The organism is Bacillus sp. FJAT-27445 (genome assembly GCF_001510665.1).
Classification (GTDB): Bacteria; Bacillota; Bacilli; order Bacillales; family Cytobacillaceae; genus Bacillus_D.
The window spans coordinates 119,209-145,972 of sequence record NZ_LMTI01000004.1 but is presented as its reverse complement, the minus strand read 5'-3'; the positions used below and the strand labels follow the sequence as shown (position 1 = coordinate 145,972).

The 26,764-nt window shown below is 45.9% G+C and carries 26 protein-coding genes; all 26 read right to left on the bottom strand.

All coding sequences use genetic code 11. From position 1 onward, the window contains the following. Positions 1-2: 2 nt before the first annotated feature. The 26 genes from AR337_RS23185 to AR337_RS12415 all read right to left on the bottom strand — a co-directional run bounded on the left by AR337_RS23185 (position 3) and on the right by AR337_RS12415 (position 26,634). Positions 3-170 carry a hypothetical protein gene (locus AR337_RS23185; RefSeq protein WP_156424390.1) on the bottom strand — a complete coding sequence of 56 codons (168 nt, stop codon included), beginning with the start codon at positions 168-170 and terminating at the stop codon, positions 3-5. A gap of 444 nt (positions 171-614) precedes the next feature. Continuing rightward, positions 615-1,226 (bottom strand): class I SAM-dependent methyltransferase, encoded by a 612-nt coding sequence (locus AR337_RS12525; protein ID WP_253701676.1) that lies wholly within the window; start codon positions 1,224-1,226, stop codon positions 615-617. Between the two features lie 49 nt (positions 1,227-1,275). Next, on the bottom strand, positions 1,276-2,022 hold the full coding sequence (locus AR337_RS12520; RefSeq protein WP_059172362.1) for an amino acid ABC transporter ATP-binding protein: 747 nt from the start codon (positions 2,020-2,022) through the stop codon (positions 1,276-1,278). Between the two features lie 15 nt (positions 2,023-2,037). Then, the gene (locus AR337_RS12515; RefSeq protein ID WP_059172361.1) at positions 2,038-2,697 is read right to left on the bottom strand and encodes an amino acid ABC transporter permease; all 660 of its coding nucleotides are present in this window, start codon (positions 2,695-2,697) and stop codon (positions 2,038-2,040) included. A gap of 77 nt (positions 2,698-2,774) precedes the next feature. Further along, positions 2,775-3,557 carry an amino acid ABC transporter substrate-binding protein gene (locus AR337_RS12510; RefSeq protein WP_059172360.1) on the bottom strand — a complete coding sequence of 261 codons (783 nt, stop codon included), beginning with the start codon at positions 3,555-3,557 and terminating at the stop codon, positions 2,775-2,777. Positions 3,558-3,849: 292 nt separating this feature from the next. Continuing rightward, positions 3,850-5,727 (bottom strand): ABC transporter ATP-binding protein, encoded by a 1,878-nt coding sequence (locus AR337_RS12505; protein ID WP_059172359.1) that lies wholly within the window; start codon positions 5,725-5,727, stop codon positions 3,850-3,852. Continuing rightward, positions 5,727-7,454: an ABC transporter ATP-binding protein gene (locus tag AR337_RS12500; protein WP_059172358.1), complete on the bottom strand. Its 1,728-nt coding sequence runs from the start codon at positions 7,452-7,454 to the stop codon at positions 5,727-5,729. The genes AR337_RS12505 and AR337_RS12500 overlap by 1 nt, the downstream gene beginning before the upstream one ends. Positions 7,455-7,472: 18 nt before the next feature. After that, positions 7,473-7,916, bottom strand: coding sequence for a MarR family winged helix-turn-helix transcriptional regulator (locus AR337_RS12495; RefSeq protein ID WP_059172738.1), 444 nt, complete (start codon positions 7,914-7,916; stop codon positions 7,473-7,475). A 295-nt stretch (positions 7,917-8,211) separates the two neighbouring features. Next, positions 8,212-9,285: a PotD/PotF family extracellular solute-binding protein gene (locus AR337_RS12490; RefSeq protein ID WP_059172357.1), complete on the bottom strand. Its 1,074-nt coding sequence runs from the start codon at positions 9,283-9,285 to the stop codon at positions 8,212-8,214. Next, positions 9,282-10,085 carry an ABC transporter permease gene (locus AR337_RS12485; protein ID WP_059172356.1) on the bottom strand — a complete coding sequence of 268 codons (804 nt, stop codon included), beginning with the start codon at positions 10,083-10,085 and terminating at the stop codon, positions 9,282-9,284. The genes AR337_RS12490 and AR337_RS12485 overlap by 4 nt, the downstream gene beginning before the upstream one ends. Continuing rightward, on the bottom strand, positions 10,078-10,890 hold the full coding sequence (locus tag AR337_RS12480) for an ABC transporter permease (RefSeq protein WP_059172355.1): 813 nt from the start codon (positions 10,888-10,890) through the stop codon (positions 10,078-10,080). Before AR337_RS12480 ends, AR337_RS12485 begins: the two co-directional genes overlap by 8 nt. After that, the gene (locus AR337_RS12475) at positions 10,887-11,990 is read right to left on the bottom strand and encodes an ABC transporter ATP-binding protein (protein WP_059172354.1); all 1,104 of its coding nucleotides are present in this window, start codon (positions 11,988-11,990) and stop codon (positions 10,887-10,889) included. Before AR337_RS12475 ends, AR337_RS12480 begins: the two co-directional genes overlap by 4 nt. 249 nt (positions 11,991-12,239) lie before the next feature. Continuing rightward, positions 12,240-12,857, bottom strand: a complete 618-nt coding sequence (locus tag AR337_RS12470) for a LysE/ArgO family amino acid transporter (protein WP_059172353.1) — start codon at positions 12,855-12,857, stop codon at positions 12,240-12,242. A gap of 123 nt (positions 12,858-12,980) precedes the next feature. Next, entirely contained in the window at positions 12,981-14,441 is a 1,461-nt protein-coding gene (locus tag AR337_RS12465) for a YdiU family protein (protein ID WP_059172352.1), read from the bottom strand. A gap of 175 nt (positions 14,442-14,616) precedes the next feature. Further along, a complete protein-coding gene (locus tag AR337_RS23180; RefSeq protein WP_156424389.1) occupies positions 14,617-14,769 on the bottom strand; it encodes a hypothetical protein in 153 nt (50 codons plus the stop codon). Between the two features lie 129 nt (positions 14,770-14,898). Next, positions 14,899-16,164: an exo-beta-N-acetylmuramidase NamZ domain-containing protein gene (locus AR337_RS12460; RefSeq protein WP_059172351.1), complete on the bottom strand. Its 1,266-nt coding sequence runs from the start codon at positions 16,162-16,164 to the stop codon at positions 14,899-14,901. Between the two features lie 48 nt (positions 16,165-16,212). Continuing rightward, positions 16,213-17,907, bottom strand: a complete 1,695-nt coding sequence (locus AR337_RS12455; RefSeq protein WP_059172350.1) for a serine hydrolase domain-containing protein — start codon at positions 17,905-17,907, stop codon at positions 16,213-16,215. A 316-nt stretch (positions 17,908-18,223) separates the two neighbouring features. Further along, positions 18,224-18,334, bottom strand: a complete 111-nt coding sequence (locus AR337_RS23930) for a MaoC/PaaZ C-terminal domain-containing protein (protein ID WP_082686996.1) — start codon at positions 18,332-18,334, stop codon at positions 18,224-18,226. A 104-nt stretch (positions 18,335-18,438) separates the two neighbouring features. Beyond that, a complete protein-coding gene (locus tag AR337_RS12450; RefSeq protein WP_216637380.1) occupies positions 18,439-19,779 on the bottom strand; it encodes an acetyl-CoA hydrolase/transferase family protein in 1,341 nt (446 codons plus the stop codon). Further along, entirely contained in the window at positions 19,763-20,806 is a 1,044-nt protein-coding gene (locus AR337_RS12445) for a 3-oxoacyl-ACP synthase (RefSeq protein ID WP_059172349.1), read from the bottom strand. The genes AR337_RS12450 and AR337_RS12445 overlap by 17 nt, the downstream gene beginning before the upstream one ends. Positions 20,807-20,856: 50 nt before the next feature. Beyond that, positions 20,857-21,660 carry an alpha/beta fold hydrolase gene (locus AR337_RS12440; protein ID WP_059172348.1) on the bottom strand — a complete coding sequence of 268 codons (804 nt, stop codon included), beginning with the start codon at positions 21,658-21,660 and terminating at the stop codon, positions 20,857-20,859. 287 nt (positions 21,661-21,947) lie between these two features. Beyond that, positions 21,948-23,198: an ABC transporter substrate-binding protein gene (locus AR337_RS12435; protein WP_059172347.1), complete on the bottom strand. Its 1,251-nt coding sequence runs from the start codon at positions 23,196-23,198 to the stop codon at positions 21,948-21,950. A 70-nt stretch (positions 23,199-23,268) separates the two neighbouring features. After that, the gene (locus AR337_RS12430; RefSeq protein WP_059172346.1) at positions 23,269-23,976 is read right to left on the bottom strand and encodes an ABC transporter ATP-binding protein; all 708 of its coding nucleotides are present in this window, start codon (positions 23,974-23,976) and stop codon (positions 23,269-23,271) included. Next, positions 23,969-24,751: an ABC transporter ATP-binding protein gene (locus tag AR337_RS12425; RefSeq protein ID WP_059172345.1), complete on the bottom strand. Its 783-nt coding sequence runs from the start codon at positions 24,749-24,751 to the stop codon at positions 23,969-23,971. The genes AR337_RS12430 and AR337_RS12425 overlap by 8 nt, the downstream gene beginning before the upstream one ends. Positions 24,752-24,753: 2 nt before the next feature. After that, complete coding sequence (locus AR337_RS12420; protein WP_059172344.1) at positions 24,754-25,758, bottom strand: branched-chain amino acid ABC transporter permease; 1,005 nt, start codon at positions 25,756-25,758, stop codon at positions 24,754-24,756. Positions 25,759-25,761: 3 nt separating this feature from the next. Beyond that, positions 25,762-26,634 carry a branched-chain amino acid ABC transporter permease gene (locus tag AR337_RS12415; protein ID WP_059172343.1) on the bottom strand — a complete coding sequence of 291 codons (873 nt, stop codon included), beginning with the start codon at positions 26,632-26,634 and terminating at the stop codon, positions 25,762-25,764. Between the last annotated feature and the right edge of the window lie 130 nt (positions 26,635-26,764).

Here is a 26,764-nt window from a genome sequence, read left to right as displayed (position 1 = left end):
TCTCAGGTATTGCCGGTGAAGAAAAAGACTAATGAAGGTTTGTCCTTATTTTCTAATGAAACTTCCTTGCCTTGTTCATCCAAAAGGACTTTCTTTCCGGAACAGCCTGCCAAAACGAGTGCAAAAGCCATTAAGAGCAGGACAGCCGGCAAAAACTTCCGCTTGCGCATGTGTTATCCCCTTTCAAAATCATTAAGTTAAGTATACCGTACCGTTTTAGAGCGTAAAGAATCAAGTTTGTGAACATTTTACCAAAAGGACGTTTTTTAAGCAAAGGAACTTTGTCCTTCTTCTCTACTTTCCTAATAATACAAGCCAAAGTGAGTACATTTTTTGTTTTTCAGCAAGAATCTCCCGTACATTTTCTGAAAATTTAAATAGGGGAGAATACATGAAATAACAGGGCGAATAATTGAAAAAATGGGGTGAATCCTTCAAATAACGGGGCGAATAATTTTTTATAGTCTTAAAAATACGTTCCCCAGTTTGGTTTAGGTGCATAAAAAGTGTAAATACTGCCTGCTAATTTGGTTTACACCGCTTCTTAAGATGGCTTTCTTCAAAAAAACACGCTAAAAAAGCAAAAAGCACCCCGTTTTTGACGGGATGCTCTATTAAACTTTCTTCCGGTACACCAGGAACCGCTCATTTTGATTTTTTTCGTACAAGTCAGGTAAAATAACCTCTTTATACAGTTCAAAGCCCGTCTGGTATTCAAGGTACTGGACATAATCCCCGGACGGATAATAGAGAATCAAGTCAATGTCCCGTGGACTGCTTTCTGCGGACGCAAGAATCCGATTCACCACTTTTATAAAAATAGAAAGAGTAAAAGGATTGAAGAAGTAAAACCTGTTGTCCTTTGGCTGAATAAGGTATTCCTCGGCCAGGCAGCAGCAAAAGTCAATCTTGTCACTTCGCCTTTTCATTTTTGCAAGATAATCGTTCCTGTTCTCCACCGCTTCATGGTAAAAAACCTCATTCATTTCGATGCCTACAACGGATGCGTTGAATACGTAATTGGCATAGAACGCCATCCTGCCCTTGCCGCAGCCATAATCAACAAGCTTGTCACTGCTTGAAAGTTCGTATTCATTAAATAGGTTTTCAAGCGCCTCATAGGGAGTCGGTTCATAAGGATGGTAATGAATCGATTTTAAAAACCCTTTTTGGCTGCCGGCAGTTTTTATATTCAACAAGGCATCTTTATAGCGTTCTATGTCCAACTGCATCTCTTCCTTTAATCCGGCTACGCCTGGTCAAATAGAATTCCCCTTATTTAAAACTTCTTGTTAAAAACGCCTTGGTCCGTTCATTGCGCGGATTCGTGAAAATTTCCGATGGCGGCCCTGACTCGATGATTTCCCCGTTATCCATGAAAATGACACGGTCTGCCACCTCCCGCGCGAATCCCATTTCGTGCGTGACGACAATCATGGTCATATGCTCTTCGGCAAGCTTCTTCATAACCTGGAGCACCTCGCCGGTCAATTCAGGGTCAAGCGCGGAGGTTGGCTCATCAAACAGGAGGATAGCTGGATCCATCATGAGCGCCCGGGCAATCGCAACCCTTTGTTTCTGCCCGCCCGACAGCTTGGACGGGTAGGCGTTCGCATGGCCCGAGAGGCCAATTTTCCCCAAAAGCTCTTCGGTCCGGTTCTTTAGCCCTTCAGATGCTTCTTTCTTGACAACTTTTGGGGCAAGCTCAAGATTTTCATTCACAGTCAGGTGAGGAAACAGGTTGAAATGCTGAAATACCATTCCCATCTTCGTGGTGATCCTCTTTATTTCCTGCTGGCTTGGATAAACGCCGTCCTTTACGAGGTATTCCCCGTCGACGGCTATGCTGCCCCCGTCAATTTTTTCGAGCTGGACGAGGCTGCGGAGCATCGTGCTTTTTCCTGAACCCGATGGACCGATAATGGCAACTACTTCATTCTTATCTACGTTAAAAGAAATATCCTTCAGCACTTCGACAGGACCGAAGGACTTTTTTAGATTGCTTACTTCAATGATAGCCATTTTCCCCACCCCTTTCTATTCAAATTTAAAGCTTCGTTCAATCCATTTAAAAAATACCGTCAAGGCGAGTGTCATGGCTAGGTAAATCACCCCGGCTACGAAGAATGGGACAATGGTAAAGTCCCTGTTAACCGCGGTCTGGGCAAAGTGGAGCAGCTCAGGTACCGCAACTGCGTATAGCAGCGCCGTATCCTTTACAAGTGTTACAGATTCGTTCGCAACAGCCGGAAGGGCAATCCTGAACATTTGCGGGAGGATGACCCGGACTGTCGTCTGCCATTTGCTCAAGCCAAGCACTTGTGACGCCTCAAACTGGCCTTTATCGATGGCAAGCAGTCCACCGCGAAAAATTTCGGCAAAATAAGCCGCATAGTTCAGCACAAATCCTAGCGAAGCCGCAACGAACCGGTCGAGCACCAAATACTCCCCGATTACCGGGATCATTGGCAGCCCGAAGCAGATGAACAAGAGCTGAAGTAAAAGCGGGGTGCCGCGCATGACGTAAATATATCCTTGGGCCAGCCAAGAGAGCGGCTTGAAGCTGCTTTTTACTGCAAGAGTCAGTAAAAACCCTAGCGGGATGGATGTGATAATGGCGATGAAAAACAACAGGATTGTCATTTTTGCGCCTTCTAGCATCGGCCCGCTGATGGAAATAATATAATCAAGAGACATTGGAATTCCTCCATAATCAAAAGCGAAAACAAAACAGGGTTCCCCTCGGAAATCCTGTTCTGTTCTTTATTCAGCTATTATTTTAATATTTTATCTTCCCCAAACCATTTTTTCGAAACTTCGGCGGCGGTGCCGTCTTCGTTCATTTTATCAAGGGCCTTCTGCAGCTTTTCAAGAAGTTCTTCATTTCCCTTTTTTACGCCGATTCCGTATTGTTCCGGAGCAAGGCTTTCATCAAGGATTTTGAATGTGTTTGCTTGTTTTGCCATGTAGTAATCTATGACAACTTCATCGATGACGACCGCGTCCAGCCTGCCGCTTTTCAGGTCATTGAGTGCCATGACATTGTCGGCGAATTCAGTTACTGTTTTAATCTGTGATCTTACCGGGTTAGCATCAAGCGCATCTGAAGCAGAAGACAAGGATTGCAGCCCTACTACTTTTCCTTTCAGGTCAGCAAGCTTGGTAATATTTGAATCAGCAAGTGTGACGACTACCTGTGCATTTTCAAGATAAGGCTTTGTAAAGAGAACCTTTTTCTTTCGATCATCTGTAATAGTGTATCCGTTCCAAATCAAGTCAATCCGTCCGCTGCTAAGCTCGGATTCTTTCGTTTTCCAGTCAATCGGCTGGAATTTCGCCTTCATACCCATTTCATCGGCAGCCGCTTTCGCATAGTCAATATCAAAACCGGTGAGCTTGTTGTTTTCATCACGGAAGCCCATCGGCGCAAATTTATCATCAATGCCAATTACGAGCGTATCGCCTTTTCCTTTTCCGGAAGTGGAGCTGCCGGAACATCCTGTTAGAACCATAAACAACGCTGAGACAAGAAATGCAATCATCGCTAGACGTTTCATTGTGAAAGACCATCCTTTTTGTTAAATTTATTTTAGTTAAAAACACTTTAATGCGTTACCATATTATCACACTATCAGATTATAACACTAAACTATTCAGTGGACAACACACTTTAAAAAGTTCACAAAATTTCCAATATGGAGCATTTTATTAATTGATTCCGCTAACTCCGAAAAATAGCAAAAGGCAGCTGCCTGGGAATGGTCAGCTGCCTTTCAGTGAGGGGGCCACTAATCTATTTAATGTATTAAAAGCATTTTTGTTATAGAAAAACAAGGATGACCGTTAAAACTAGCCGGCATTTTTCGATTTTCCTGTAAACTGGCTGTTGTACAGGTCCTCATAAAAGCCGCCTTTTTCAAGCAATTCCTCATGGGTCCCCTGCTCTATGACTTTTCCGTGGTTCATCACGAGAATCCGATCGGCATCACGGATTGTTGAAAGCCTGTGGGCAATGACAAAGCTGGTGCGACCCTCCATCAGCCGGTCCATCGCTTTTTGGATTTGCACCTCTGTGCGGGTATCGACACTGCTTGTCGCTTCATCAAGAATGAGGATGGCCGGATCAGCCAGAACTGCCCTGGCAATTGTCAGGAGCTGCTTTTGCCCTTGCGAAATATTCGACGCTTCCTCGTTCAGGATTGTGTCATATCCTTCAGGAAGGGTCCTGATAAAATGGTCGGCATTGGCAGCCTTGGCAGCCGCAATGATTTCCGTTTCCGAAGCACCTTCTTTGCCGTAAGCGATGTTTTCACGGATTGTGCTATTGAACAGCCATGTATCCTGAAGGACCATTCCAAACAGGCCCCGAAGATCGCTTCGTTTCATGCTGGCAATGTTAACCCCATCGATAAGGATTTCTCCGGCATTCACCTCATAGAATCGCATCAGCAAATTGATAAGCGTCGTTTTTCCTGCCCCGGTGGGACCGACAATGGCCACCTTTTGGCCCGGCCTGACGTGGATATGCATATCTTCTATTAAAATTTCATTCTCTTTATAACCGAATGAAACATGATTGAAGGAGACATCTCCATTCACTTTGGAAAGTTTCTTTGTTGCCGCTGCTTCAGGAACTTCCTCGGTTTCATCCAGAATCTCGAAGACCCGCTCCGCACTGGCGATTGTGGATTGAATGATATTCGCGATTTGCGCCGTTTGCGCAACCGGTTGGGAAAACTGCCTCGCGTACTGGATGAATGCCTGGATATCACCGATTTCAATCGCCTTTTTCATGACCAGGATTCCTCCGACAGCGGAAACGAGGACATAGCCGATATTGTTGATGAACATCATGATTGGCATAATCATCCCGGAAATGAACTGCGCTTTCCAAGCGGATTGGTAGAGTTCTTCATTCACTTCCTCGAATTTTTCCAGCGACTTCCGTTCATGGCCAAATACCTTGCTGATTTTGTGGCCTGTATACATTTCCTCAACATGGCCATTTAGCGTTCCCAGAGATTTCTGCTGGCCCATAAAATGCTTTTGCGACTTCTTCGCGATGTTCGCGATCGCAACAACGCTCAAGGGAAGGGTCACAATGACAATTAGCGTCATGAGCGGGCTGATTGTCAGCATCATAATAATGACACCGATAATTGTCACGACCGAGGTAATCAGCTGGGTCATACTTTGCTGGAGCGTATTGCTGATATTATCTACATCATTGACGGCCCGGCTGAGGATTTCACCATGCGTCCTCGAGTCGAAATACTTTAACGGCAGCCGGTTAAGCTTCTCTTCGACTTCCTTCCTCAAGTTATAAACCGTCTTTTGCGCTACCCCCGCCATCATGTATTGCATCAAATAGGAAAACGCCGCGCTTAAAACGTAAAGGCCGATAAGGATGAGGATGATTTGCCCGATGTAATCAAAATCGATTTCCGCTCCCGGTACGCGATTCATTTTCATCATCAGGCCTTCGAAAAGCTTTGTCGTTGCCTTTCCCATAATTTTCGGGCTGACGATGGCAAAAATCGTACTGATAATCGCTGTGGCCAACACAGCGAGAAGCTTCAACTTATATGGCTTTAAATAGCCTATCAGCCGTTTCAACGTTCCTTTAAAATCCTTGGCTTTCTGGACGGGCATACCCATTCCAGGCGGCCCAAACCCGCCTCCACGGGGACCCTGACTATGGCTATTGTTTTCAGTTCCTTTACTCATCAGGCGATCTCCTCCTCGGAAAGCTGGGACATGACGATTTCCCGGTAAACTTTATTTGTTTCCATCAGTTCCTTGTGCGTACCGATTCCTGATATTGAACCCTCATCAAGGACGATGATCTGGTCGGCATCCATAATGGTACTGACACGCTGGGCGACGATCAGCATCGTGGAATCCGCTGTTTCTTCTTTTAATGCTTCGCGGAGCTTTGCATCTGTTTTAAAATCAAGCGCGGAAAAGCTGTCGTCAAAAATGTATATCTCCGGCTTCCTGACCAGCGCCCTAGCAATCGACAAACGCTGCTTCTGGCCTCCCGAAACATTTGTCCCGCCCTGGGAAATGACGGATTCATATCCTTCAGGCATTGCCTCAATAAAATCCTTCGCCTGAGCAATTTCAGCTGCATGGCGAATCTCCTCTTCAGTAGCGCCTTCTTTTCCAAAACGGATATTGTCGGTAATCGTTCCGGAAAATAACACTGCCTGCTGCGGCACGAAACCGATTTTTTCCCTTAAATCTTCTTGCTTCATCTCCCGGATATCAATCCCGTCAACAAGGATGCTGCCGTTGTCGATGTCGTAAAACCTCGGAATCAGATTAACTAGAGTTGATTTCCCGGACCCTGTGCCGCCGATAACAGCGGTTGTTTCCCCAGGCTTCATCGTAAAGCTGATAGTAGACAAAGCCGGGATTTCCGCACCCGGATACCTGAAAGTCACGTCCCTGAACTCGACAATCCCCTTTTCCTCTGCCGGTTTCTTTCCATTGACCGGATCGCTAATATCCGCTGTCAGCTCGAGCACCTCGTTAATCCTCCCCGCGGAAACTGAAGCGCGCGGTATCATGACAAACATCATCGATACCATAATCAGGGAAAACATGATTTGCATCGCGTATTGGATGAACGCCATCATATCTCCTACCTGCATGTGCCCGTTGCTGATCCGAATGCCCCCGAACCAGATAATCGCCACGGTTGTCAGGTTTAGGACGATCATCATAATCGGCATGAGCGACGCCATAATTTTATTTACCTTTATAGCTGTTTCCGTCAAATCCAGATTAGCCTTGTCAAAGCGTTTTTTCTCGTGTTCAATCCTGTTAAAAGAGCGGATGACGCGGATTCCAGTCAGATTTTCCCTCAAGACACGGTTTAGGCTGTCGAGCTTAACCTGCATGGCTTTGAAAAGCGGCAGCCCTTTTTTGGCGAGAATGGCAATCGCCAAAACAAGGATTGGCAAAGAAACCGCCAGCACAAGAGTCAGCTTTGCATCCTTTGAGACCGCCATAATGATTCCGCCAATGCACATCATCGGCGCCATAATCATCATTCTCAGCATCATGACCAGTACCTGCTGAACCTGGGTAATATCGTTTGTCGTCCTCGTAATTAACGAGGACGTACCAATCTGGTCAAATTCATGGAGGGAAAACCCGGACACATGGGAAAACACTCTACTTCGGAGTGATTTTCCGAATCCTGAAGCAATTTTAGCCGAAAAATAACTTGCCCCGACCGAGCAAATCATCCCACCAGCAGCAACCAGCAGCATATATCCGCCAATTTTCCAAATATAGGCCGAATCTCCTTTTACAACACCATAGTCAACGATATCTGCCATTAAGGTTGGCAGATAAAGATCGGATAAGGATTGGAGAAACACAAGGATGAGGACGATTCCAACAGAAAAGGCAAAGGGCTTTAAAAACCTGCTTAATTTCTTCATAAATTAGTTCCTTCTTTCTCACTTGCGGTTTAGGTTTTGGTAATACTCATTCACCTTGGCGAGCAGTTCTGCTAGCTTATCGCTGTCTTCCTCTCCAAGATAATCAATTAAACCCAGAAAGGTTTCCCTAAACGCTTTCCTGGCCTTCCTGGTGACATCAATGCCCTCGGCTGTCAGCTTAACATTCACAGAACGGCGGTCGTTCGGGTCAATCGTCCGCTCTACCAGCCCATCCTTTTCAAGGACATTGATAAGCTGTGTCACCGTTGGCGGAGTCACATGCAGACTATGGCTAATCTCGGAAACCTTCATTCCCCCGCCATTGTCCTTCATTCCCTGCTTAATCACAGCCATTATTTTAAATTCGCTCGGATTAAAACCGGCAATCTTTTTCTCATGCCAGCCACCCCTTCGAAACTGCATAAATGTATTAATTAACTTCTGGGCAACCTCGCTATCCATTTCCGCCACTTTCATCACCCCGCATTTAATTAGGTTACTTAAATATTAGTGAACTTAAGTATAATTCGTTTTACATTTTCTGTCTATATGTGAAATGAAGCAGTGAGGCAGTGAGGCAGTGAGGCAGGGGACGTTTCCATTGCCTCAGTCCGCAAAAAGAGGCGGGGGACGTTTCCATTGCCTCACTAATCGTGTAAAAGAAACCACTGTGAAACAAGATTTTTCGGGCGGTGCCAGGCACTGTTCGTATATTCTACCGAAAAAGAAAAAGCACCCTAATCGGGTGCCTCCAATACTATTTCCTGTGCATTTTAAACTCAAGGAACAACTCGTTGTAATACGCCAGGTTCCGCTGGCCGAGGTTTTTGTACACCTCAAGCTTTTTCGTCAGTTCTTCGGATGGGTAGAAGCGTTCATCGGACGTCATTTCCTCCGGCATAAACTGAAGAGCTTCCTTGTTCGGGGTCGAATAGCTCACCCATTCTGTATTCTGGGCGGAAACTTCCGGATCAAGAATAAAATTGATAAACTTGTGGGCCGCTTCCTTGTTTTTCGCTGTTTTTGGAATGACCATATTGTCAAACCACAGGTTGGAGCCCTCACTCGGAACGACATAGTCGAGGTCTTCGTTTTCACCCATAATATCCGCGGCATCTCCCGACCAAACCAGTCCGATTGCGGCTTCTTCATTTGCAAGCAGCATCTTGATTTCATCGCCGACAATCGCTTTAATATTCGGCGTCAGCGTATCAAGCTTTGATTTTGCCTGGCGGAGGTGCTTTTTATTCGTGTCATTCAGCGAGTAGCCAAGGCTGTTCAGACCCATGCCGATAACTTCACGGGCGCCATCAACAAGAAGGATTTCATTTTTAAAATCGGGATCCCAAAGGTCGTTCCAGCCCGTAATCTCTTTTCCTTCGAGCATTTTTGGGTTATAGACAATTCCGACCGTCCCCCAAAAATAAGGAACGGAATACTTGTTTTCTGGGTCGAACGGCAAATCCATGAAGCGCTGGTCTATATTCTTCAAATTCGGCAGTTTCGAATGGTCAAGAGGAATCAGCATTTTCTCCTCGCGCATCTTATCAATCATGTACTCCGATGGAACCGCGATATCATAGGCTGTTCCACCCTGCTTGATCTTTGTCATCATCGCTTCATTGGAATCAAATGTTTCATATACAACGCTAATGCCTGTTTCTTTTTCAAAACGCTTAATCAAATCGGGGTCGATGTAATCTCCCCAGTTGTAAATCGTCACCGTGTTGCCGCCTGAATACCCTTTTGTATCATTCAATTTTGAAATAATCCCGAGCAAAATGGCCGAAACAAGAACGATGGCGATAAATAAACGCATAAGCTGCCTCATTTACGTACCCCCATTCCAGCCGGCTTCTGCCGTTGTGTAATAAAGTAGTAGACCACAACCAGGATAGTTGTAAACAGGAACAGCAGTGTCGACAGGGCATTAATATTCAGGGAAACCCCCCGGCGCGCCAATGAATAAATTTCGACCGACAGCGTACTGAACCCATTCCCTGTTACAAAGAATGTAACCGCGAAATCGTCAAGCGAGTAGGTCAAGGCCATAAAGAAACCGGCCATGATTCCCGGCGACAAGTAGGGCAAAATAACCTTCGTCAGTACGTTCCAGCTATTTGCACCAAGATCCCTCGCTGAGTCGACCAAAGTGGGACTCATTTCAGTCAATTTCGGGAGCACCATCAGAACGACAATCGGTACGCTGAACGCTATATGGGACAGGAGAACAGAATAAAATCCGAGTTTGTACCCGGAAACGGTAAACAAAATCAGGAATGATGCCCCGATAATGACATCCGGGCTGACAATCAACACATTATTGAGCGACAGTAGCGCATTTTTCGTCGACCGTTTCCTCATATAGTGGATTCCGAGCGCGCCACCAACGCCGATAATCGTGGCAAACAGCGCCGAAAGCAGCGCCACAACGAGCGTATTTAGGACAATGATCAACAGGCGGGTATCGGTGAATAATTCCTTATACCAATCCAGGGTAAAGCTTTCAAAGCCAAACATTTTCCCCCCGCTGTTAAAAGAATAAAAAATCAGAAAGAAAATAGGTGAATACAAAATAAAGAAAATCAGGACCAAAAATAGCTTTGAGAGTGGGGATAATCTTTTATCCACGTGAAACACCCCGCTTTCGGATGCCTGTCATGGCCATAATGGCAAACATCGCAATAATTAAAAACACCGCGATTGTCGAACCCATGCCCCAATCCTGCGTCACAAGGAAATTCTGCTCAATCGCCGTTCCAAGCGTGATGACTCTGTTGCCCGCGATCAATCGTGTCAGCATGAACAGGGAAAGTGCCGGGATAAAGACAACCTGGCAGCCTGATTTCACCCCTTCAATTGTCAGGGGGAAGATAACCCGCTTGAACGTCGTCCATTTGGAGGCGCCGAGGTCATTTGCCGCATCAAGGAGCACCGGATTCAACTCATTCAGCGAATTGAAGATTGGCAGGATCATGAACGGGATAAAAATATAGACGGATACGAAGATAAAACTGAAATCGGTAAACAGAATTTGCTTCGTCCCAATCCCGATTGCCTCAAGGAACTGGTTGGCTGCCCCGTACGTCCCGAAAATGCCAAGGAACGCATAAGCCTTCAACAGCAAATTAATCCATGAAGGAACAATGATGAGCAAAAGCCAAAGCTGCTTGTGCCTCGTTTTCGTCAGCAGCATCGCAGTCGGATAGGCGACAAGCAAGGAAAAAAGCGTAATTAGGAACGCATACCAAAAAGAACTGAATACCATCTTCAAATAAACAGGCGTAAAGAATTTCTGATAATTCTCCAGGGAAAAATGGCCGTCAATATTCAGGAAAGAATAATAGACTACCAATAAAATTGGCGCAATAACAAAGAAAATCATCCAGAGCGTATAGGGGACCATGTATAGCTGGCGGGTCAGGTTCCGGTTCATTCGCCGTCTCCGTCCTTATAGGCCTCTAACCGCCGGTCAAATTCTTCTTCCGTTTCACCCAACCGCATGACATGGATCGCTTCCGGTTCAAAATACAGGCCGATCTGGTCGCCAACGCCCGCTTTTTTCGTTGAATGGACAAGCCATTCGTTCCCCGCATTATCATAGCAGCTTAGTTCGTAATGGACCCCGCGGAAAAGCTGGGAATCCACTTGCACCTGAAGTTTCCCTTTTTCCAATGAAGTGATTTCCAAATCCTCCGGGCGGATGACAATTTCAACTGGTTCATTAGGATTCAACCCTTGGTCAACGCACTCGAATTGCTTGCCCGTAAACTCAACCAGATAATCGCGGACCATTGTCCCTTTGACAATATTGGATTCACCGATAAAATCTGCAACAAAACGGTTGATCGGCTCATCATAAATATCAGTAGGGCTTCCGCTTTGCTGAATTTTGCCCTCATTGATGACAAATATCTCGTCAGACATTGCCAGTGCTTCTTCCTGGTCGTGCGTGACGAAAATGAATGTGATGCCAAGCCTGCGCTGAAGTTCACGCAATTCATACTGCATCTCTGTACGCAGCTTCAAATCCAGGGCGGATAACGGCTCATCGAGCAGGATAACTTCTGGCTCATTAACAATCGCCCTGGCAATCGCGACACGCTGGCGCTGGCCGCCCGACATTTCCGTAATCTCCCTGTTTTCATACCCAACCAGGTTCACGAACTGAAGTGCTTCTCGAACCTTCGCCTTGATATCGGTTTCCTTCATCTTTTTAATCCGAAGGCCAAAAGCGACATTTTCAAACACATTCAAATGAGGGAACAGCGCATAATCCTGGAAAACTGTGTTTACCTGGCGCTTGTTGGCTGGCAGGCTGTTAATCCTCTTTTCGTTAAAATAAATATCACCAGAGCTTGCCTCCGTAAATCCGGCAATCAGCCTGAGGATCGTTGTCTTCCCGCAACCCGAAGGACCCAAAAGAGTGTAAAACTTCCCGCGTTCAATCTCAAAACTTACATTATCCAGTACCGGGCGGTCTTGATCGTATTGCTTTGTTACATTGTTAAATTGAATAATTACAGAGCTATTCATTTTCAGCCTCCTTTTCCGGGCATTCCTATTTTATGAAAAACGAATCGATTCTTGTATTTCCACCAAATCATGTCGATTTTCGACAAATCTCCAAGATACATTCTGAACAATTATACATGAGGGGGATAAAAATTCAATATTCTTTCTATTTTTTACAAAAAATGAAAATTAATTCAATCCAACAACGGCATTTTCCATGGCCGAAAAGCCTTCTCCAAAAGGAAAAGGCTCATTTGATGGGTTACTATTTTATACGAAAGAGAGAATCTGATACCCCATATAAAGTGCCACCCCCCAGACAATGAGCGCTGACGCCTTGTTGAGGCGTTTGAGGAATGTTCCTCTCTGGTCAAACTGCCCAATCCTCCTGCCAGCAACCGCCAACGAGAAAAACCAGATCCAGGATATGGCTATACAGGCCAAGGTGAACAGCCATTTATCAGAACCAGCATAAACCAGGGAGGCTGTTCCTATTACCCCAATGGTGTCCATAATTGCATGTGGATTAAGAAGCGAGACGGATGCGGCAAACATGACTTGCCGCTTTGCAGAGAAGGATGCCTGCTGGTCATTCCTGACTCCGTCACCTCCAGATTTCCATATTGACCATCCCATGTAGGCGAGAAACAAAAACCCGACTATAAATAGTAAATTCCTTATCCACTCTAAATTGAAGACAATTACCGACACACCAGCAACCGCCAGGGAAATTAAAAGCGTGTCACATATTCCTGCTGTTACAATTACCGGAACGGCCCCGGAGAATTTTTTATGGGTTGCCCCCTGATTAAAAACAAATACGTTCTGCACACCGAGCGGCAAAATCAAGCCAAAGGCCAATATAATCCCATGAACCAGCGCTTCCATCCAATCCCCAGCCTCCATTCCAAGACAATCGCTTCTATATTTACTTTGTTAATCTAGTATAAGCATCAAAAAAAGGCAACCAATTTGGATAGCCGCCTTTTCGAAGTTATACTATTTCCCAGCTTACGTCCCGCAAAAAGTCCTGTAAGGCCGTCCTGTTGGGTCTGGTAGTGTGCAGTACTCTTCCTGATCAGCTGAGTGGGCATATGGTTCTGACAGCACCTTCAGAAGCTTTTCCATTACGCTGTAATCCCCATTCTTTACAGCCGCGTCAATTGCCTCTTCCACCCGATGGTTACGCGGAATGACGGCAGGATTGCTTCGCCTCATTAATTCATGGGAAACTTCTTTCGAATCCTTTTGCCTGCCAAGACGCTCCTGCCAACGTTTGTACCAATTTTTAAATTCCTCTTTTTCATACAGGGCAGTATCCTCCAACTTGTCGAAGGTTAAAGCGCGGAACGTATTTGTATAATCGGCATGGTATTTTTCCATAGTGCCGAGCAATTCGCTAATTAAGTTTCCATCTGCTTCATCCTCATCCAACAGTCCAAGCTTTGCCCTCATTCCATTCAGCCAATTCTTTTGGAACTGCTTCGCAAAATCGGAGATAGCCTCATTGGCTATTTTAAGAGCCTCTTCCTCGTCATCATGAAGAAGCGGCAAAAGCGTTTCGGCAAATCGGGCCAGATTCCATGCTCCGATATACGGCTGATTGCCATAAGCATAGCGGCCTTCTCTGTCGATTGAGCTAAATACGGTCGCCGGATCGTACGTATCCATGAAGGCGCAGGGCCCATAGTCAATCGTCTCCCCGCTGATCGTCATATTGTCGGTATTCATGACTCCGTGGATAAAGCCCACAAGCTGCCATTGGGAAATCAGTTTGGCCTGGCGTTTTATGACTTCCTCTAGCAGCGATAAATATTTATTTTCATCGGTTTTAATCTCCGGATAATGCCGCTCAATCGCATAGTCGGCGAGAGCCCGGAGATCATCGACTTCACCCATGCCAGCAGCATATTGGAACGTACCGACTCGGATATGGCTTGCTGCCACACGGGTGAGGATTGCGCCAGGCAGCTCGGTTTCACGGTATACAGGTTCACCTGTTTCAACAACCGCGAGGCTCCGGGTCGTCGGGATGCCAAGCCCATGCATCGCTTCGCTAATAATGTATTCCCTTAGCATCGGACCGAGTGAAGCGCGTCCATCGCCACCGCGTGAATAAGGCGTCCTCCCCGGACCCTTCAGCTGGACATCCAGCCTTTTACCTTTAGGAGTAATTTGTTCTCCAAGTAGGACAGCCCGGCCGTCGCCAAGCATCGTAAAGTGCCCGAATTGATGGCCCGCATAGGCCTGGGCCAATGGTGTTGCGCCTTCTGGTACCCGGTTGCCAGCCAAAACCGAAACTCCATCCTCCCCAGCCAATGCCTCCGCATCAAGCCCAAGCGTTTCCGCAAACGGCCTATTTAGTACCGCTAGTTTTGGAGCGCGGACCGGTGTTGGGTTATGCATCGTGTAAAATGTCTGTGGCAAGTGTGGATAACTATTGTCAAAATTCCAGCCAATTTCTTTTCCCATGGAATCTCCTTTCCTCGATGCCTTAGTCCCTTACTACATTCAAGTTTTTCCAGATGATTCATTATATCCTTTCTTAATCGAAAAGACGCTCTATTTGCTTTTGCCCCACTAAGGTCCGATTGGTTCAGCTAACCATCAGTGGGGAAAAGGATTTCCCACGGATGGAAGCTTCACTTTATTGCAAATCGGATGAGTCATCATAATCATAGCGAAAGCCGTCATCCTGGGCATGTTCGCTCTTTTCACTGGTAAAACGATACCCTACATGAATCATGCCCGTTTTCGATTTATCTGGTTGCCTGTCCTGCTGTTTTTTGTCCTTGTCCACTACGGCTGCCTCCTTCAGGTTTTCTTTTTACTATCCCAACAAACGGCTTTTGCTATGCGGGAGATGAGGTTCTCTTGAAATTAGACACAAAAAAACCGCCGCTCAATCGAACGGCGATTTCCTACTATATTAATACATCAAATACTTTTCCCTAACCTGCTTGAATTGATCAAGCTCATTCTCCCACTGAGCCTTCAATTCATCTACAGACTTTCCGCTTTCAATGCCCTCCCGGATCCAGCCATTTCCGACTAACAAATCAAAGAACGAAATGCCTTTGCTGTCAGGCGCGCGGAATTGGAAGTCATTTGGATACAAATCATGGATAGCCTTCACAATATGCAGTCCTGTTTCAACCGGCTTGAACGAGTTCCGGTCTGTGATATGGATTTGCACCCCATGAGAGAGCACCCCGGAATGTTTAGAGAACGACGGGATGAAAGATGCAGCCCTGAATTTCACTCCCGGAAGTTTTAATCCGTTCAGTTTAGCCGCCAGGTCATCGGCATTGATAAACGGCGCGCCAATCAACTCAAACGGCTTGGTCGTTCCGCGCCCCTCAGAAACATTGGTGCCTTCAATCAAAGCTCCTCCCGGATAAACCAATGCGGTTTCCAATGTCGGCATGTTCGGGGATGGCATCACAAATTCAAGCGGCGTTTCATCAAAGTACATGTTGCGCTTCCAGCCGTTCATCTCAACTACCGTCAAATCTGCCCCGATATTGAATTCCTTATTGAAAAGCATCGCAAGCTCGCCCACGGTCATCCCATGCCTGAGTGGAATCGGATAGTTCCCGACAAAAGAAGTATATTTCGATGCATCAAGCACTGGCCCCTCAACCTTTGTCCCTCCGAGCGGGTTTGGGCGGTCAAGTACGATGAACGGAATGTTGTTTTCCTTTGCCGCTTCCATTGCATAAGCCATGGTATAGATATACGTATAGAAACGGGTCCCCACATCCTGGATATCAAACAATAGGACATCCACGTTTTCGAGCATTTCCGGTGTTGGTTTCCTCGTTTTTCCGTATAGGCTGTAAACAGGAAGTTTCGTTTTCTCATCAATATAGTACTCGACATACTGCCCGGCTTGGGCGCTTCCCCTTACCCCGTGCTCCGGGCCATACAATGCCGTCAACTTCACTTCCGGGTCATTGAATAATAAATCAACAACACTAACCAGGTTTTGGTCGACTCCGGTCGGATTCGTAATCAATCCTACCCGTTTGCCTTTAATCAAATCCTTATGCTCATTTAACAAGGCCTCGGCGCCAACCAAGAATTTTTTATGGTCCTGGCTTTTTCCTTTACCCTTATCGTGGTTTGCCAATGCCACTGTTAAGGATGACAGGATTAAGATTACGGTTGCAACTGCGGATAGCCATTTTTTCAAAACAATCACTCCTGATTTTAAAATTTTCACTTCATTCCATGAACGAACCTAATAGCTTCTCTGTACCCAGCCATCTCCTTTAAAAATTGGCACTACAATATTGCCATCCGTACCTTCAATTTTGATGTTATCAACATACCAGCCCCGGCCGTTAACCGTACTGTCGGTTTCATAACGGAAACGGATAAACTTTGCGATTTCCGGTATGTCTGCTTCCACGGCAGACCAGCCATCGCTGTTGCCAGTAAATTGTTCTGCCTTCGTCCAGTTCAAGCCATCCATGGACCATTCGAGATACCCGTAATCCGAATCCTTTTCAATCCGGTACCATGTATTGAAAGTAAGCCTTACTGGCTGGGTTAATTCCACCGCTGCCGTCAACGAACGCTGCAGCTTATCGCCGTAGCCTGCGAACCAGGCCGGCCCATCAGGAATCGCAACCGGAATGGCATCAGCAACCTGCCTTGCAAAAGCTCTCCTTGCCGTATTGGTGGTAACTGTATTTCTGCTTGGATGAACCCTGTTTGTAAGAAGAATTGCAACTGTATGATTGCTCCTATTTACAACGATTGAGGTGCCTGTGTAACCGGTATGCCCGAGTGAAGATTCATCAGCGAGTCCATCCATGAACCAGCCTTGAGCAAGTTCCCATCCAAGCCCGTGATCGTTGCCGGGAAATTCGGGAATCTGGTTTTCAACAAGCATTCCGACTGTTTCCGCCTTAAGGATTTGTTCGCCTCCGTATCGGCCATCATTCAAATACATATGGGCCAATTTCGCCAAGTCTTCAGCGGTTGAAAATACACCGGCATGCCCGGCAACCCCCTCCAAAGACCAGGCATTTTCATCATGGACTTCACCCCAGACTATGCCCCTGTTTATCAAAGGCTGATACTCGGTTGCCGCAATCCTATTTTTCAGGCTAGCAGGCGGGTTGTACATGGTATCCTTCATTTTTAGAGGATCAGTTATTTGTTCTTTAACAAACTCATCCTGCCGCTTACCGGATAAGCGTTCAATCAGAACCCCGAGTGTTATCATGTTTAAATCGCTGTATGTATAGGTACTGCCCGGTTGATTGCTAAGAGGCTGGCTTAAAACGAGATTGATTCTGTCTTCACGGCTGTTCCCTTTTGTATAAAGTGGAATCCACGCTGCGAGCCCGGACGTATGGGTCATCAGCTGCCGGATTGTCACGTTTTCCTTGCCGTTCGCAGCAAATTCAGGAATATATTCCGCAACCCTGTCATCAAGTCCGAATCGACCCTGGTCAAATAGAATCATTGCGGCTGTTGTTGTGAAAATCTTGCTGATGGAAGCAAGGTCGAAAATGGTATCTTCCCGCATCAAGATTGGATTTTTAGATTCAGTAAATTGATCATCCTCATACCTGTACGCATATCCATAGGCATCATGTTTTACAATATGCCCGCTGCGCGCAACGAAAGCAACAGCTCCAGGCATGGCCTTTTCAGATATAAATTGGTTCATAAGGCCATCGATTTGATCCAAGGGCTCCCCGATCATTCCAGCGCCTCTGATGGAACCTCTGTGTAGGACGGGTGACAGCGGTCCCGGCCTGTCCCAAGAAAAAATGGGGTGTGCCCTTTGGGAACCGGAATTTTCTTCCCTTTGTTCGATAGTTGCACCCTGGCCCTGATTTCCTGCGAGGGCATATACAGGAAGGAGCGCCCCTGTACAGAGAACTGCTGACAGGGTAATTGCTAATGGTTTTTTCTTCATGATTCCTCCTTTTCCGAGCTCCGGCTCAAAAAGTTCAGTGTAAGGGCTTACACTGTTTTTCTTTTTAGCCTATCCAAACATGATTTGATCTGTCCATCCAGCCTAAGACCTACAAGTATTGGAAGCAAATCATAGACCCAACCTTTTTCCCAGGCAGAAAGGAAGGTTTATTTGTGGGGAAATTCAAAATTATGGAATCATCGCAAAAGAAAAATGCCCCAAAGGATATCCTCTGGGACATTTGCTTCATTTTTCAATTTTTGCATAAAACCTGTTGGGAAAATTATTTTTTGCAACGCGCTTTGTAACTCTATGATCATTGTTCGTTCACATGGGCTGGGTTAGAATCGCCAGTCAATCCTGCAAAAAGATACACATCGCTCTCTGTTAGTGTTTTTGAATTCGAAGCCTTGTCACCAGTTTTGATTTACCTCTCTCTATCCTATCCCTTTAAGTTTGTTCAAAAATTCACATAATTCCCATATAAAATAAGAGAATGGTAAAAACCTTCCTCTTATCCTATCAGGCTAGTTACCAAATCATCAATTCGTTTGCTTCACGCCTTAGTGGCTCACGGAAATCAGGGTGGGCGATGGCTATCAGCTTTTCTACCCTTTCCCTGATGGAGGTACCTTTTAGGTGGGCAACGCCGTATTCGGTTACAACGTAGTCGACATCGTTTCGGGACAGTGAAACGACGGCACCCGGAGTAAGCCTCGGTACTATTTTCGAAATCGTTTTCCGCTCGTTGCTTCCAGGGACTCTGATATTGGCAGTTGAATAAAGGGCAATGAATGATTTGCCGTCTTTTGAAAGCTGTGCGCCGATAGCTGTGTCAGCCTGGCCGCCAGTTCCGCTGAATTGGCGGTGGCCGATCGATTCGGAGCAGCATTGGCCTGTCAAATCGATTTCAAGGGTTGTATTAATCGAAATCATTTTATAGTTCTGACCGATTACATATGGGTCGTTTACGTAACTGCCATTCAATATGACGACACCTGGATTGTTGTTTATAAAATCGTACAGCTTCTTCGTGCCGAGCGCAAAGGTTGCGACCATCTTGCCTGTCTGCAATGTTTTTTTCCTGCCGGTTATGACGCCCGCTTCAAATAAATCAACCATTCCATCGGTAAACATTTCGGTATGGATTCCGAGGTCCTTTTTATTCATGAGCTCTGCTGAGACAGCGTTCGGGATGCCGCCGATGCCAAGCTGAATCGTGGAGCCGTCTTCAATCAATTCTGCAATCTGCTTGCCGATAATCCGGTCTTTTTCATTTGGCTCTGATGCTGGAAAAAGTGGGATATCGTAATCGGCTTCAATTACATAATCAATTTCCGATATATGAATGATTGTATCCCCAAAGGTTCTTGGCATTTTTGGATTGACCTCCAAAATGATGAGGTCGGCCATCTGTGCGATTTCTTTTTCATAGGTCGCACTTAAGGAAAGCGACAGATAGCCATGCTCATCCATCGGTGAAGCGGTGCCGATAAAGATGTTGGTATGGCGGTGTTCATTTCGCCTTACACCTGCAAAATGGAGATGGTTTGGGATGTAGGAAACCGTGCCTGCCTCGTGCATCTTTCTTACAGCAGGCATATAGAACCATCCCTCCATCAGAAATTGATTTTTATAGGCTGGGTCGCAAAAGTACGGATATTCAAGGATTGGCAAACACGTCGAGACTCTTACATCGGTAATATCCTCTGAAATCGTATGGAGCTTGGAAAGCATATCCCTTGGTTCAGCAGCCGCAAGTGCCGAGACGATATGGTCCCCGGTTTTGACGAAACTCAATGCTTTTTCGACTGTTATTTTTTTTGAAGAAAAAAGGTCATAATACTTATTCGTTTTAGACATAGTGTTCATTTTCTATCGGCCCCCATTTAATGACATTCGCTGCCCAGGCATAGCCTATTCCCGCTGAAATCATTGATATCACGGTACCGTCAGTTACCTTGCCTTGCTCTAATGCCAAGTGTAGGGAAAGGATCTGATCCACCTGGCCCATATGGCCATATTCGCTTAAATAGATTGATTGGTCTTCAGTCAGGCCAAGAAGGTCGAGCAGATACTTGTGCATGGAATACTTGAAATGGAGGACTGCCAGATAGCCGAGCTCTTCTTTGGCCACTTTCGACTTTTCAAATGCCCGTTCGATGCAGTGCAGCCAGTTAGGCATGGAAACCTCGTTCAAACGATCCTTCATATGCTTTTCATCAAATAGTCTTAAAGATTTGTAGGCTTCGTTAAGGTTTTCGCTGGTAATCGGCTTTTCGGTTCCACCGAATTCCACTCCTGCGTCGCGCGCCATTGTTCCGTCTGTCATAATATGCGAGCCTAATAGGAGGTTGCGTCCGTAGTTCTTTTTTAATATAATCGCTCCGGCTCCTGCTGATAGGTTATACATCATCGACATCGCCCGGTCGGTGTAATCGACGAAATCGCCATTGCGATAGCCGCCTACAATCATGACGGTGTTAATGTCCTCGTCTGAAAGCATCATGTCCTTTGCTATTTTCATGGCCGAGACTGCTGTACAGCAGCGCTGCTGGAGATCGATGCCCCATGCATTGGTTGCGCCGATTTGTTCCTGGATGTAAATGGCGGAAGTGGTTAGCGGATATTCCTTCCACTCTTCTCCGATTGAGATGACCAGATCGATTTCCTTCGGGTCGATTCCGGTGTTCTTGAGTGCATCTAGGCCCGCCCGGACGCCCATTTCCTGTGTCCCGTCATTTTCGCCGGGAACCCGCTTTTCCTTGATCCCCAGCTTTTGGGAGATGGCTTCCTCCGTCCAAACGCCGTTTGTCGCATCGGCAATATCCTTCGCGGTCATTCTATGGTCTGGGATATAGATGCCTGTTCCGACAATTCCAACATCATTGGTTGTCATTCTTTACGCCTCCTGTCTATAGTTATCCAGACTGTTTTTAGCGCCTAGTTTCATTTGTTACCTTTCAAAAAATCTATGATTAAGTGGTTGGTTTGTTTGGGCTTCTCCATAAAAAACAGATGTCCTGCATCATCCAAGATGATTGCTCTTGAATGGGCAATTTTTTCAAGAAGAAGCTGTGCATTCTCAAAAGGTACGACTCGATCACCTCGACCTGCGAGTATGAGTGTTTCTGCGACTATCGTGTCTACCTTGTTTTCGCTATTAAAGGACGCACCGGCAAACAGCTGTCTCTGATAAGCCTGTTTTGGCTGTGGATTATTTCTCTGCTCTTGTAAGATAAAATCAAGGATGTCCTGGTTTTCGTTCAATGTCCCTTCGTTTAAAGCGGTGGAAACAGCGTATCTCGCTTTTTCAGGAGTACGATCCTTGCTTGCACCCTGGAGCATGATTTCCAGTGTTTCCTTCGGGATTGGGATACTTTTAGCGCCTCCGAATGAGGTGCAGCAAAGGATTAATTTATCAACCATTTCGGGATAGGTAATGGCAAATTCCTGGGCGATAAAGCCTCCCATTGAAACTCCTAAAATATGTGCTTTATCAATATTCAAAGCTTTGAGAACCTCAGCAGTGTCTTCAGCAAACAGCTGGATCGTGTATTCCATTTCAGGCTTATCGGTATGCCCTACACCGCGGTTATCAAAGATAACAACCTTAAAATGGCTGGATAACTCCTCTACTTGCCGTCTCCACATCCAGCTTGCATACCCGAGCCCTTCCAATAAGACAAGGGCCGGGCCTTCTCCATGTATTTCATAGTAAAATTCAATTCCATTGGCTTTTACTTTTGGCATAATCACTATCCCCCTTCTCTTGAAGCTTTTATAGGAACCGGTTGCTAGATAAAGTTTATGAAAGGCTTTGTTTCCTTAAAAATGCAAAAGCCGTTCCTGGCCTTTCTTCGGGCCCTGTCGGTTTTCCGGACACTGTTCAGAAATCGAACATTTGACCCTCTATTTGAATAAGGGTTTCCTAAATGCCAGGATAGAGCATTTAGGAACCCTTACTTTTAGAACTTCAGACCACAGAAATTAGGTGCCCTGCAGTCCGATTGGTTCACCTGGCCAGTTGTAGCACAGATTTATTCGAATTCTGTGAACTCGGAATCCAGGGTAAAGATAAAGTTGCCTCCATCCTGGGCGACTTTGCTCAGTGCCATTTTGGTAACGCCTTCACGCTTGCCATCTACATAGCTGATTTCGGGAGCAAGTCCGTCTGTGAACGTCATGCCGTTCATTGCTTCAACATAGCCTTCCCATGACAGGTTATCCCCTGCTGCTTTCAGTCCTGCAATAAATGTTTCGGCTGCAACCCAGCCAGCCATTGTGTAAGCATTGATTACCTTTTGTTCCGGGAAGTATTTTGCCATTGCGTCCATCAGCGGTTGAAGCTTTGCTGCATCGGCATTGACCCAGCCCATGACATAGAGGTTCTTGATTACATTCGGAGCTCCTGGTGCTGCCAGTGCAAGGAAGGATGCATCTGCATTTGAATAGGTTGTGATCATTGGAACGTTGAAGTTCACTTTCTCGAATTCTTTCAAAATGCCAGTCGTTGCGCCTGCAAGGCTGTAGACGATTACGACATCAGGGTTAAGGCTCTTTGCTTTTTGGACTGGAACGGTGAAGTCTGTATCTGCGCCACCGATTGCCAATTTGCCTTCTTCTTTAAGGATTCCTTCCTGGCCAAGCGCTTTTAAGCCTTCCGCGAAACCTTCAACACCATCGCGGCCCACGTCATCATTTTGATAAATGACAACAACATTTTTAGCGCTGAATTTTTCCACTGCGTATTTAGCCATCAGCTTGCCTTCATAGTAGTAGTTTGGCTGGACAGGGAAGAAGTTTTTCCCGGATTGTGTAAGCTGCTTTGCGCCGGAGCCGAAGTAAACGGCTGGGATTCCTTCTTCTTGGACAATGCTTTCAGTCGCCATGACTCCTGGCGTGCCAAGCTGGCCGACAACAGCGAAAACTTTATCATCGTAAACGAGTTCTTCCATTGCCTTTACGGCTTTATCCGGCTTGAATTCATCGTCTTTCTTAATTAGCTCAACGGTCCTGCCATTTACTCCACCTTCATCATTCACTGCTTTCAAATATGCTTGCATTCCTTCAAAGTATGGAGTGCCAATGAATGCTAACGCCCCTGATTGGACGCCAATGGTTCCGATTTTTACCGACTTATCGGTAACACCCTGGGCCAGTTCGACCTTTTCTGGTTCGTCTTTCTCGTCCTTGCCCGTTGTTTTTTCACTGTTTGAACATGCCGCTACTGAAAAGAGAAGAGTGAGTACTAAAGCCAACAATGAACCTTTTTTGAAAATTTTCCCCATGATTTTGATCTCCCTTTTTTAAATTTTTTTCAACTATGCATCTAAGCATTTGCTTAGTAAATGCCGTGGGTTAATGGCCGCCCAGATAGGCCTGCTTGATTTTCGGATCATTCCTTATCACTTGTGCGGGTCCGTGATGAATGACTTTCCCTGTCTCGAGGATATAGGCATGATGGCTGATGGACAGGGCCTGGTTTGCATTTTGTTCGACTAGGAATACGGTGGTCCCCTGCAGGTTGATTTCCCGGATTATCGAAAAGATATCTTTTACAATCAACGGCGCGAGGCCCAGGGAAGGCTCGTCGAGTAAAAGCAGTTTAGGTTTGGCCATCAATGCCCTTCCAATGGCCAGCATTTGCTGTTCCCCTCCGGATAAGGTCCCGGCATCCTGCTTTTCCCTCTCTTTTAATCTCGGAAAATAGGTATAGACCTTTTCCAGGGACTTGGCGGCTTCCTTTCGATCTTTTTGTGTATAGGCGCCGATTTGCAGATTTTCTTTGACGGTCAGTTCGGGGAAAACTTGCCTTCCCTCTGGTGCCTGAACGATCCCGGATTTCACAATCTTTTCAGGAGATTGGCCTGTCAAACTCTTATTGCCAAAGGTGATGCCGCCCTTTTGCGGCTTCATCAACCCTGAAATAACCTTTAAAATAGTAGTTTTCCCTGCCCCGTTCGCACCCAGGAGGGTTACAATATTTCCTTCCTTTATTTCAAGAGATACATCCTTAAGGGCATGGATGTAGCCATAATAGGCATCGATGTTTTCGAGCTTAAGCATGAACCTCATCCTCCTTGCCAAGATACGCTTCCTGTACGGCTGGATGATTTTGGATTTCCTTTGGACTGCCCTCTGCAATCTTGGAGCCAAAGTTTATCGCACAAATTTTTTCACAAACCTCCATAACGAGGTTCATATCGTGTTCAACGAGGATGATGGTGACGTTAAATTCATCCCTAATTTTTTTAATAAGGTTGGTTAATGTTTGTGTTTCACTATGATTCATGCCGGCAGCAGGTTCATCGAGGATAATCATTTTCGGATTGGACATCAGCGCCCGCCCGAGTTCGATCAGCTTCATGACCCCGTAAGGCTGGGCTGCCCCTGGATAGTGTTCAATCCCGCGGATGCCCAGGAAATCCATAATATCGAGAGCCTTTTCGCGGATCCGCTTTTCTTCCTTTTTTACGAACGGGAGCCGGAAGCCCTGTGAGAGGATTCCTCCCTTTGTCATGCTGTGCTGGCCGATGATCAGGTTTTCCAGGACAGTCAAGTTTTTAAAAAGTTCGACATTCTGGAAGGTCCGTACCAAACCGATGTCGACCATTTGATGGACCTTATAATCGAGCAGATTTATATGCCCTTGAAAGGTGAGTTTTCCTTTGTCGGGAGTATAGAATCGGCTGATGCAATTGAATACGGTTGTTTTGCCTGCGCCATTCGGTCCGATAAGGCCATAGATTGCATTTTTTTCAACGGTGAAGCTTAGGTTGTCTATCGCCTTTAACCCCCCGAAGGAAATGGACAGGTCCTCTACCTGTAAGATCGGTTCCATCGTTATCCCTCCACTCCCTTTGTCGGTTTCGTGTGCTTCGGCCTGCCAACGAATAGTGATTTAAGCTGGGATCCTATTCTCGCTAGGCCATATGGGAAAAACATGATGACAAGGACAAGCGCCACCCCGGTAAAAATGCTGGCAACGTTCTTGATGTTCTGCAGCCACTCAATATCTTTTACGAATTCAGGAACAAATACGATAAATGCTGCACCTAATACGCTTCCCGGTATGGAGGCCAGGCCTCCGATAACAACCATCGCCAATAAATTCAGTGACAGGTCGATTCCCCATTGATTCGGCTCTGTATATCGGATTAAGTGTACATATAAAGAACCGCCGATCCCGGCGTAAAAAGCGCTTAGTGCAAAGGCAATCAATTTATATTTGAATAAGCTGACACCCATCGCCTGGGCCGCATGCTCACTATCCCGGATCGCAATCAGGGCGCGTCCGGTTTTTGAAGATAAAAGGTTATGGGCAAATAGAATAAGCAAAACACAGATGATGACCGCCAAAACGAAAAAGTGTTCACGTTCCCTCAAGGCGAAGCCAAAAATCTCTGGGGTGGCCGCCCGTGCCCCGGAGAATCCATTCGTAAAGGCAATCCATTCCTTAAAGGTCTGTTGGATGGCAACCCCAAAGCCAAGTGTCGCAATTGCGAGGTAATGGCCCTCAAGGCGAAGCGCCACTAATCCAAGGATGAGCCCGATGACCATTGGAATCAGTCCGGATAATAAGAGACTTACTAAAAACGGAAGTTCATAGTTTGCAGTAATATAGGCTGATAAATAGGCTCCCAGTCCCATAAAAGCCGCATGGCCAAGCGAGATTTGTCCTGCATACCCGAGCAGGATATTAAAGCCGATTGCAACGATTGCATAAATGACGATTAGATTCATCATCGTCATCGTGGACCGATCCATCTCAACCAGTAATGGAATCATCGCGACGATCAGCCCGGCCACTATATAGAGGAATGGTTTGTTTTTTAACAATCCCTTCATGCCTTACACCTTCTTCCGGTGGACTTTGCCGAAGAGTCCTGTAGGTTTGACGATTAGAATGATGATCAACAAAGCATATACGATGACTGTTTTCCATTGCAGCGAGATGTAGTAGCCAACAAGGTTATCAAAAACCCCGATAACAAAACCGCCGACAACTGGCCCGACAAAGGATCCGAAACCGCCAAGGACGGCAGCAATGAATGATTTCAAATGCACTTCTCCCATCATCGTCGTCGAAACGTTGGTTGTCGGGGCAATCAGGATTCCCGCGATCGCTCCGAGTACGGTGGCGATGATCCATGACAAGGAATACACCTTCGAAACCGGCACTCCCATCAATTTTGCGGTTGTCTCATTTTGGGCAGTGGCCCGGATGGCAATGCCAATCAATGTATTTTTTATCAAATAGAATAAAATCGCCATGATTACGAGTGTAATTGAGATGATGAAAATGGCGTTAGGCTGGATAATGACTTCCCCGATGTTGATATTGTCCATGGTCAACGCTTTTCTGAATGGGTGCATATCAATTCCGAACAATGCGGATGCTACTCCGTTAAAAATCATAATAAGTCCAAGGGTGATGATCATTTTACTTACCAGGTTAGCCTTTGATGCAGGCCGTATGAAGACTCTCTCAACGAGAAAGCCAAGAAAGACCGCAAATAAAATGGCTCCGATGAACGCAACTGGATAAGACATCGTTTGCTGGAATATTGTAAAGGCGATAAAGCTGCTGAACATAGCCATTTCACCTTGAGCAAAGTTAATGACGTCAGAGGTCCGGTAAATCAGGACTAAACCCAGGGCAGCCAAAGCATACAAACTGCCTGTTTCCAATCCAGCTATGACATTTTGAAAAAATTCAACCATAACAAGCCCTCCTTTTCTTTTTAGTGCAGCTATACTTTCTTACATTGCAAATACCGTGCCAATTTTTAATAAAATGGTTATGCTGATTGAATGAGGTTGCGAAAAACCCGTGATTTTAAAGGGTTTTTCG

What these genes read in the sequence shown, in the direction of transcription:
- AR337_RS23185 (WP_156424390.1), bottom strand. Translation starts at nt 170, where the DNA reads ATGCGCAAGCGGAAGTTTTTGCCGGCTGTCCTGCTCTTAATGGCTTTT.
- AR337_RS12520 (WP_059172362.1), bottom strand. Translation starts at nt 2,022, where the DNA reads ATGGCTATCATTGAAGTAAGCAATCTAAAAAAGTCCTTCGGTCCTGTC.
- AR337_RS12515 (WP_059172361.1), bottom strand. Translation starts at nt 2,697, where the DNA reads ATGTCTCTTGATTATATTATTTCCATCAGCGGGCCGATGCTAGAAGGC.
- AR337_RS12510 (WP_059172360.1), bottom strand. Translation starts at nt 3,557, where the DNA reads ATGAAACGTCTAGCGATGATTGCATTTCTTGTCTCAGCGTTGTTTATG.
- AR337_RS12505 (WP_059172359.1), bottom strand. Translation starts at nt 5,727, where the DNA reads ATGAGTAAAGGAACTGAAAACAATAGCCATAGTCAGGGTCCCCGTGGA.
- AR337_RS12500 (WP_059172358.1), bottom strand. Translation starts at nt 7,454, where the DNA reads ATGAAGAAATTAAGCAGGTTTTTAAAGCCCTTTGCCTTTTCTGTTGGA.
- AR337_RS12495 (WP_059172738.1), bottom strand. Translation starts at nt 7,916, where the DNA reads ATGGATAGCGAGGTTGCCCAGAAGTTAATTAATACATTTATGCAGTTT.
- AR337_RS12490 (WP_059172357.1), bottom strand. Translation starts at nt 9,285, where the DNA reads ATGAGGCAGCTTATGCGTTTATTTATCGCCATCGTTCTTGTTTCGGCC.
- AR337_RS12480 (WP_059172355.1), bottom strand. Translation starts at nt 10,890, where the DNA reads ATGAACCGGAACCTGACCCGCCAGCTATACATGGTCCCCTATACGCTC.
- AR337_RS12475 (WP_059172354.1), bottom strand. Translation starts at nt 11,990, where the DNA reads ATGAATAGCTCTGTAATTATTCAATTTAACAATGTAACAAAGCAATAC.
- AR337_RS12470 (WP_059172353.1), bottom strand. Translation starts at nt 12,857, where the DNA reads ATGGAAGCGCTGGTTCATGGGATTATATTGGCCTTTGGCTTGATTTTG.
- AR337_RS12465 (WP_059172352.1), bottom strand. Translation starts at nt 14,441, where the DNA reads ATGGGAAAAGAAATTGGCTGGAATTTTGACAATAGTTATCCACACTTG.
- AR337_RS12455 (WP_059172350.1), bottom strand. Translation starts at nt 17,907, where the DNA reads ATGAAGAAAAAACCATTAGCAATTACCCTGTCAGCAGTTCTCTGTACA.
- AR337_RS12450 (WP_216637380.1), bottom strand. Translation starts at nt 19,779, where the DNA reads ATGAACACTATGTCTAAAACGAATAAGTATTATGACCTTTTTTCTTCA.
- AR337_RS12445 (WP_059172349.1), bottom strand. Translation starts at nt 20,806, where the DNA reads ATGACAACCAATGATGTTGGAATTGTCGGAACAGGCATCTATATCCCA.
- AR337_RS12440 (WP_059172348.1), bottom strand. Translation starts at nt 21,660, where the DNA reads ATGCCAAAAGTAAAAGCCAATGGAATTGAATTTTACTATGAAATACAT.
- AR337_RS12435 (WP_059172347.1), bottom strand. Translation starts at nt 23,198, where the DNA reads ATGGGGAAAATTTTCAAAAAAGGTTCATTGTTGGCTTTAGTACTCACT.
- AR337_RS12430 (WP_059172346.1), bottom strand. Translation starts at nt 23,976, where the DNA reads ATGCTTAAGCTCGAAAACATCGATGCCTATTATGGCTACATCCATGCC.
- AR337_RS12425 (WP_059172345.1), bottom strand. Translation starts at nt 24,751, where the DNA reads ATGGAACCGATCTTACAGGTAGAGGACCTGTCCATTTCCTTCGGGGGG.
- AR337_RS12420 (WP_059172344.1), bottom strand. Translation starts at nt 25,758, where the DNA reads ATGAAGGGATTGTTAAAAAACAAACCATTCCTCTATATAGTGGCCGGG.
- AR337_RS12415 (WP_059172343.1), bottom strand. Translation starts at nt 26,634, where the DNA reads ATGGTTGAATTTTTTCAAAATGTCATAGCTGGATTGGAAACAGGCAGT.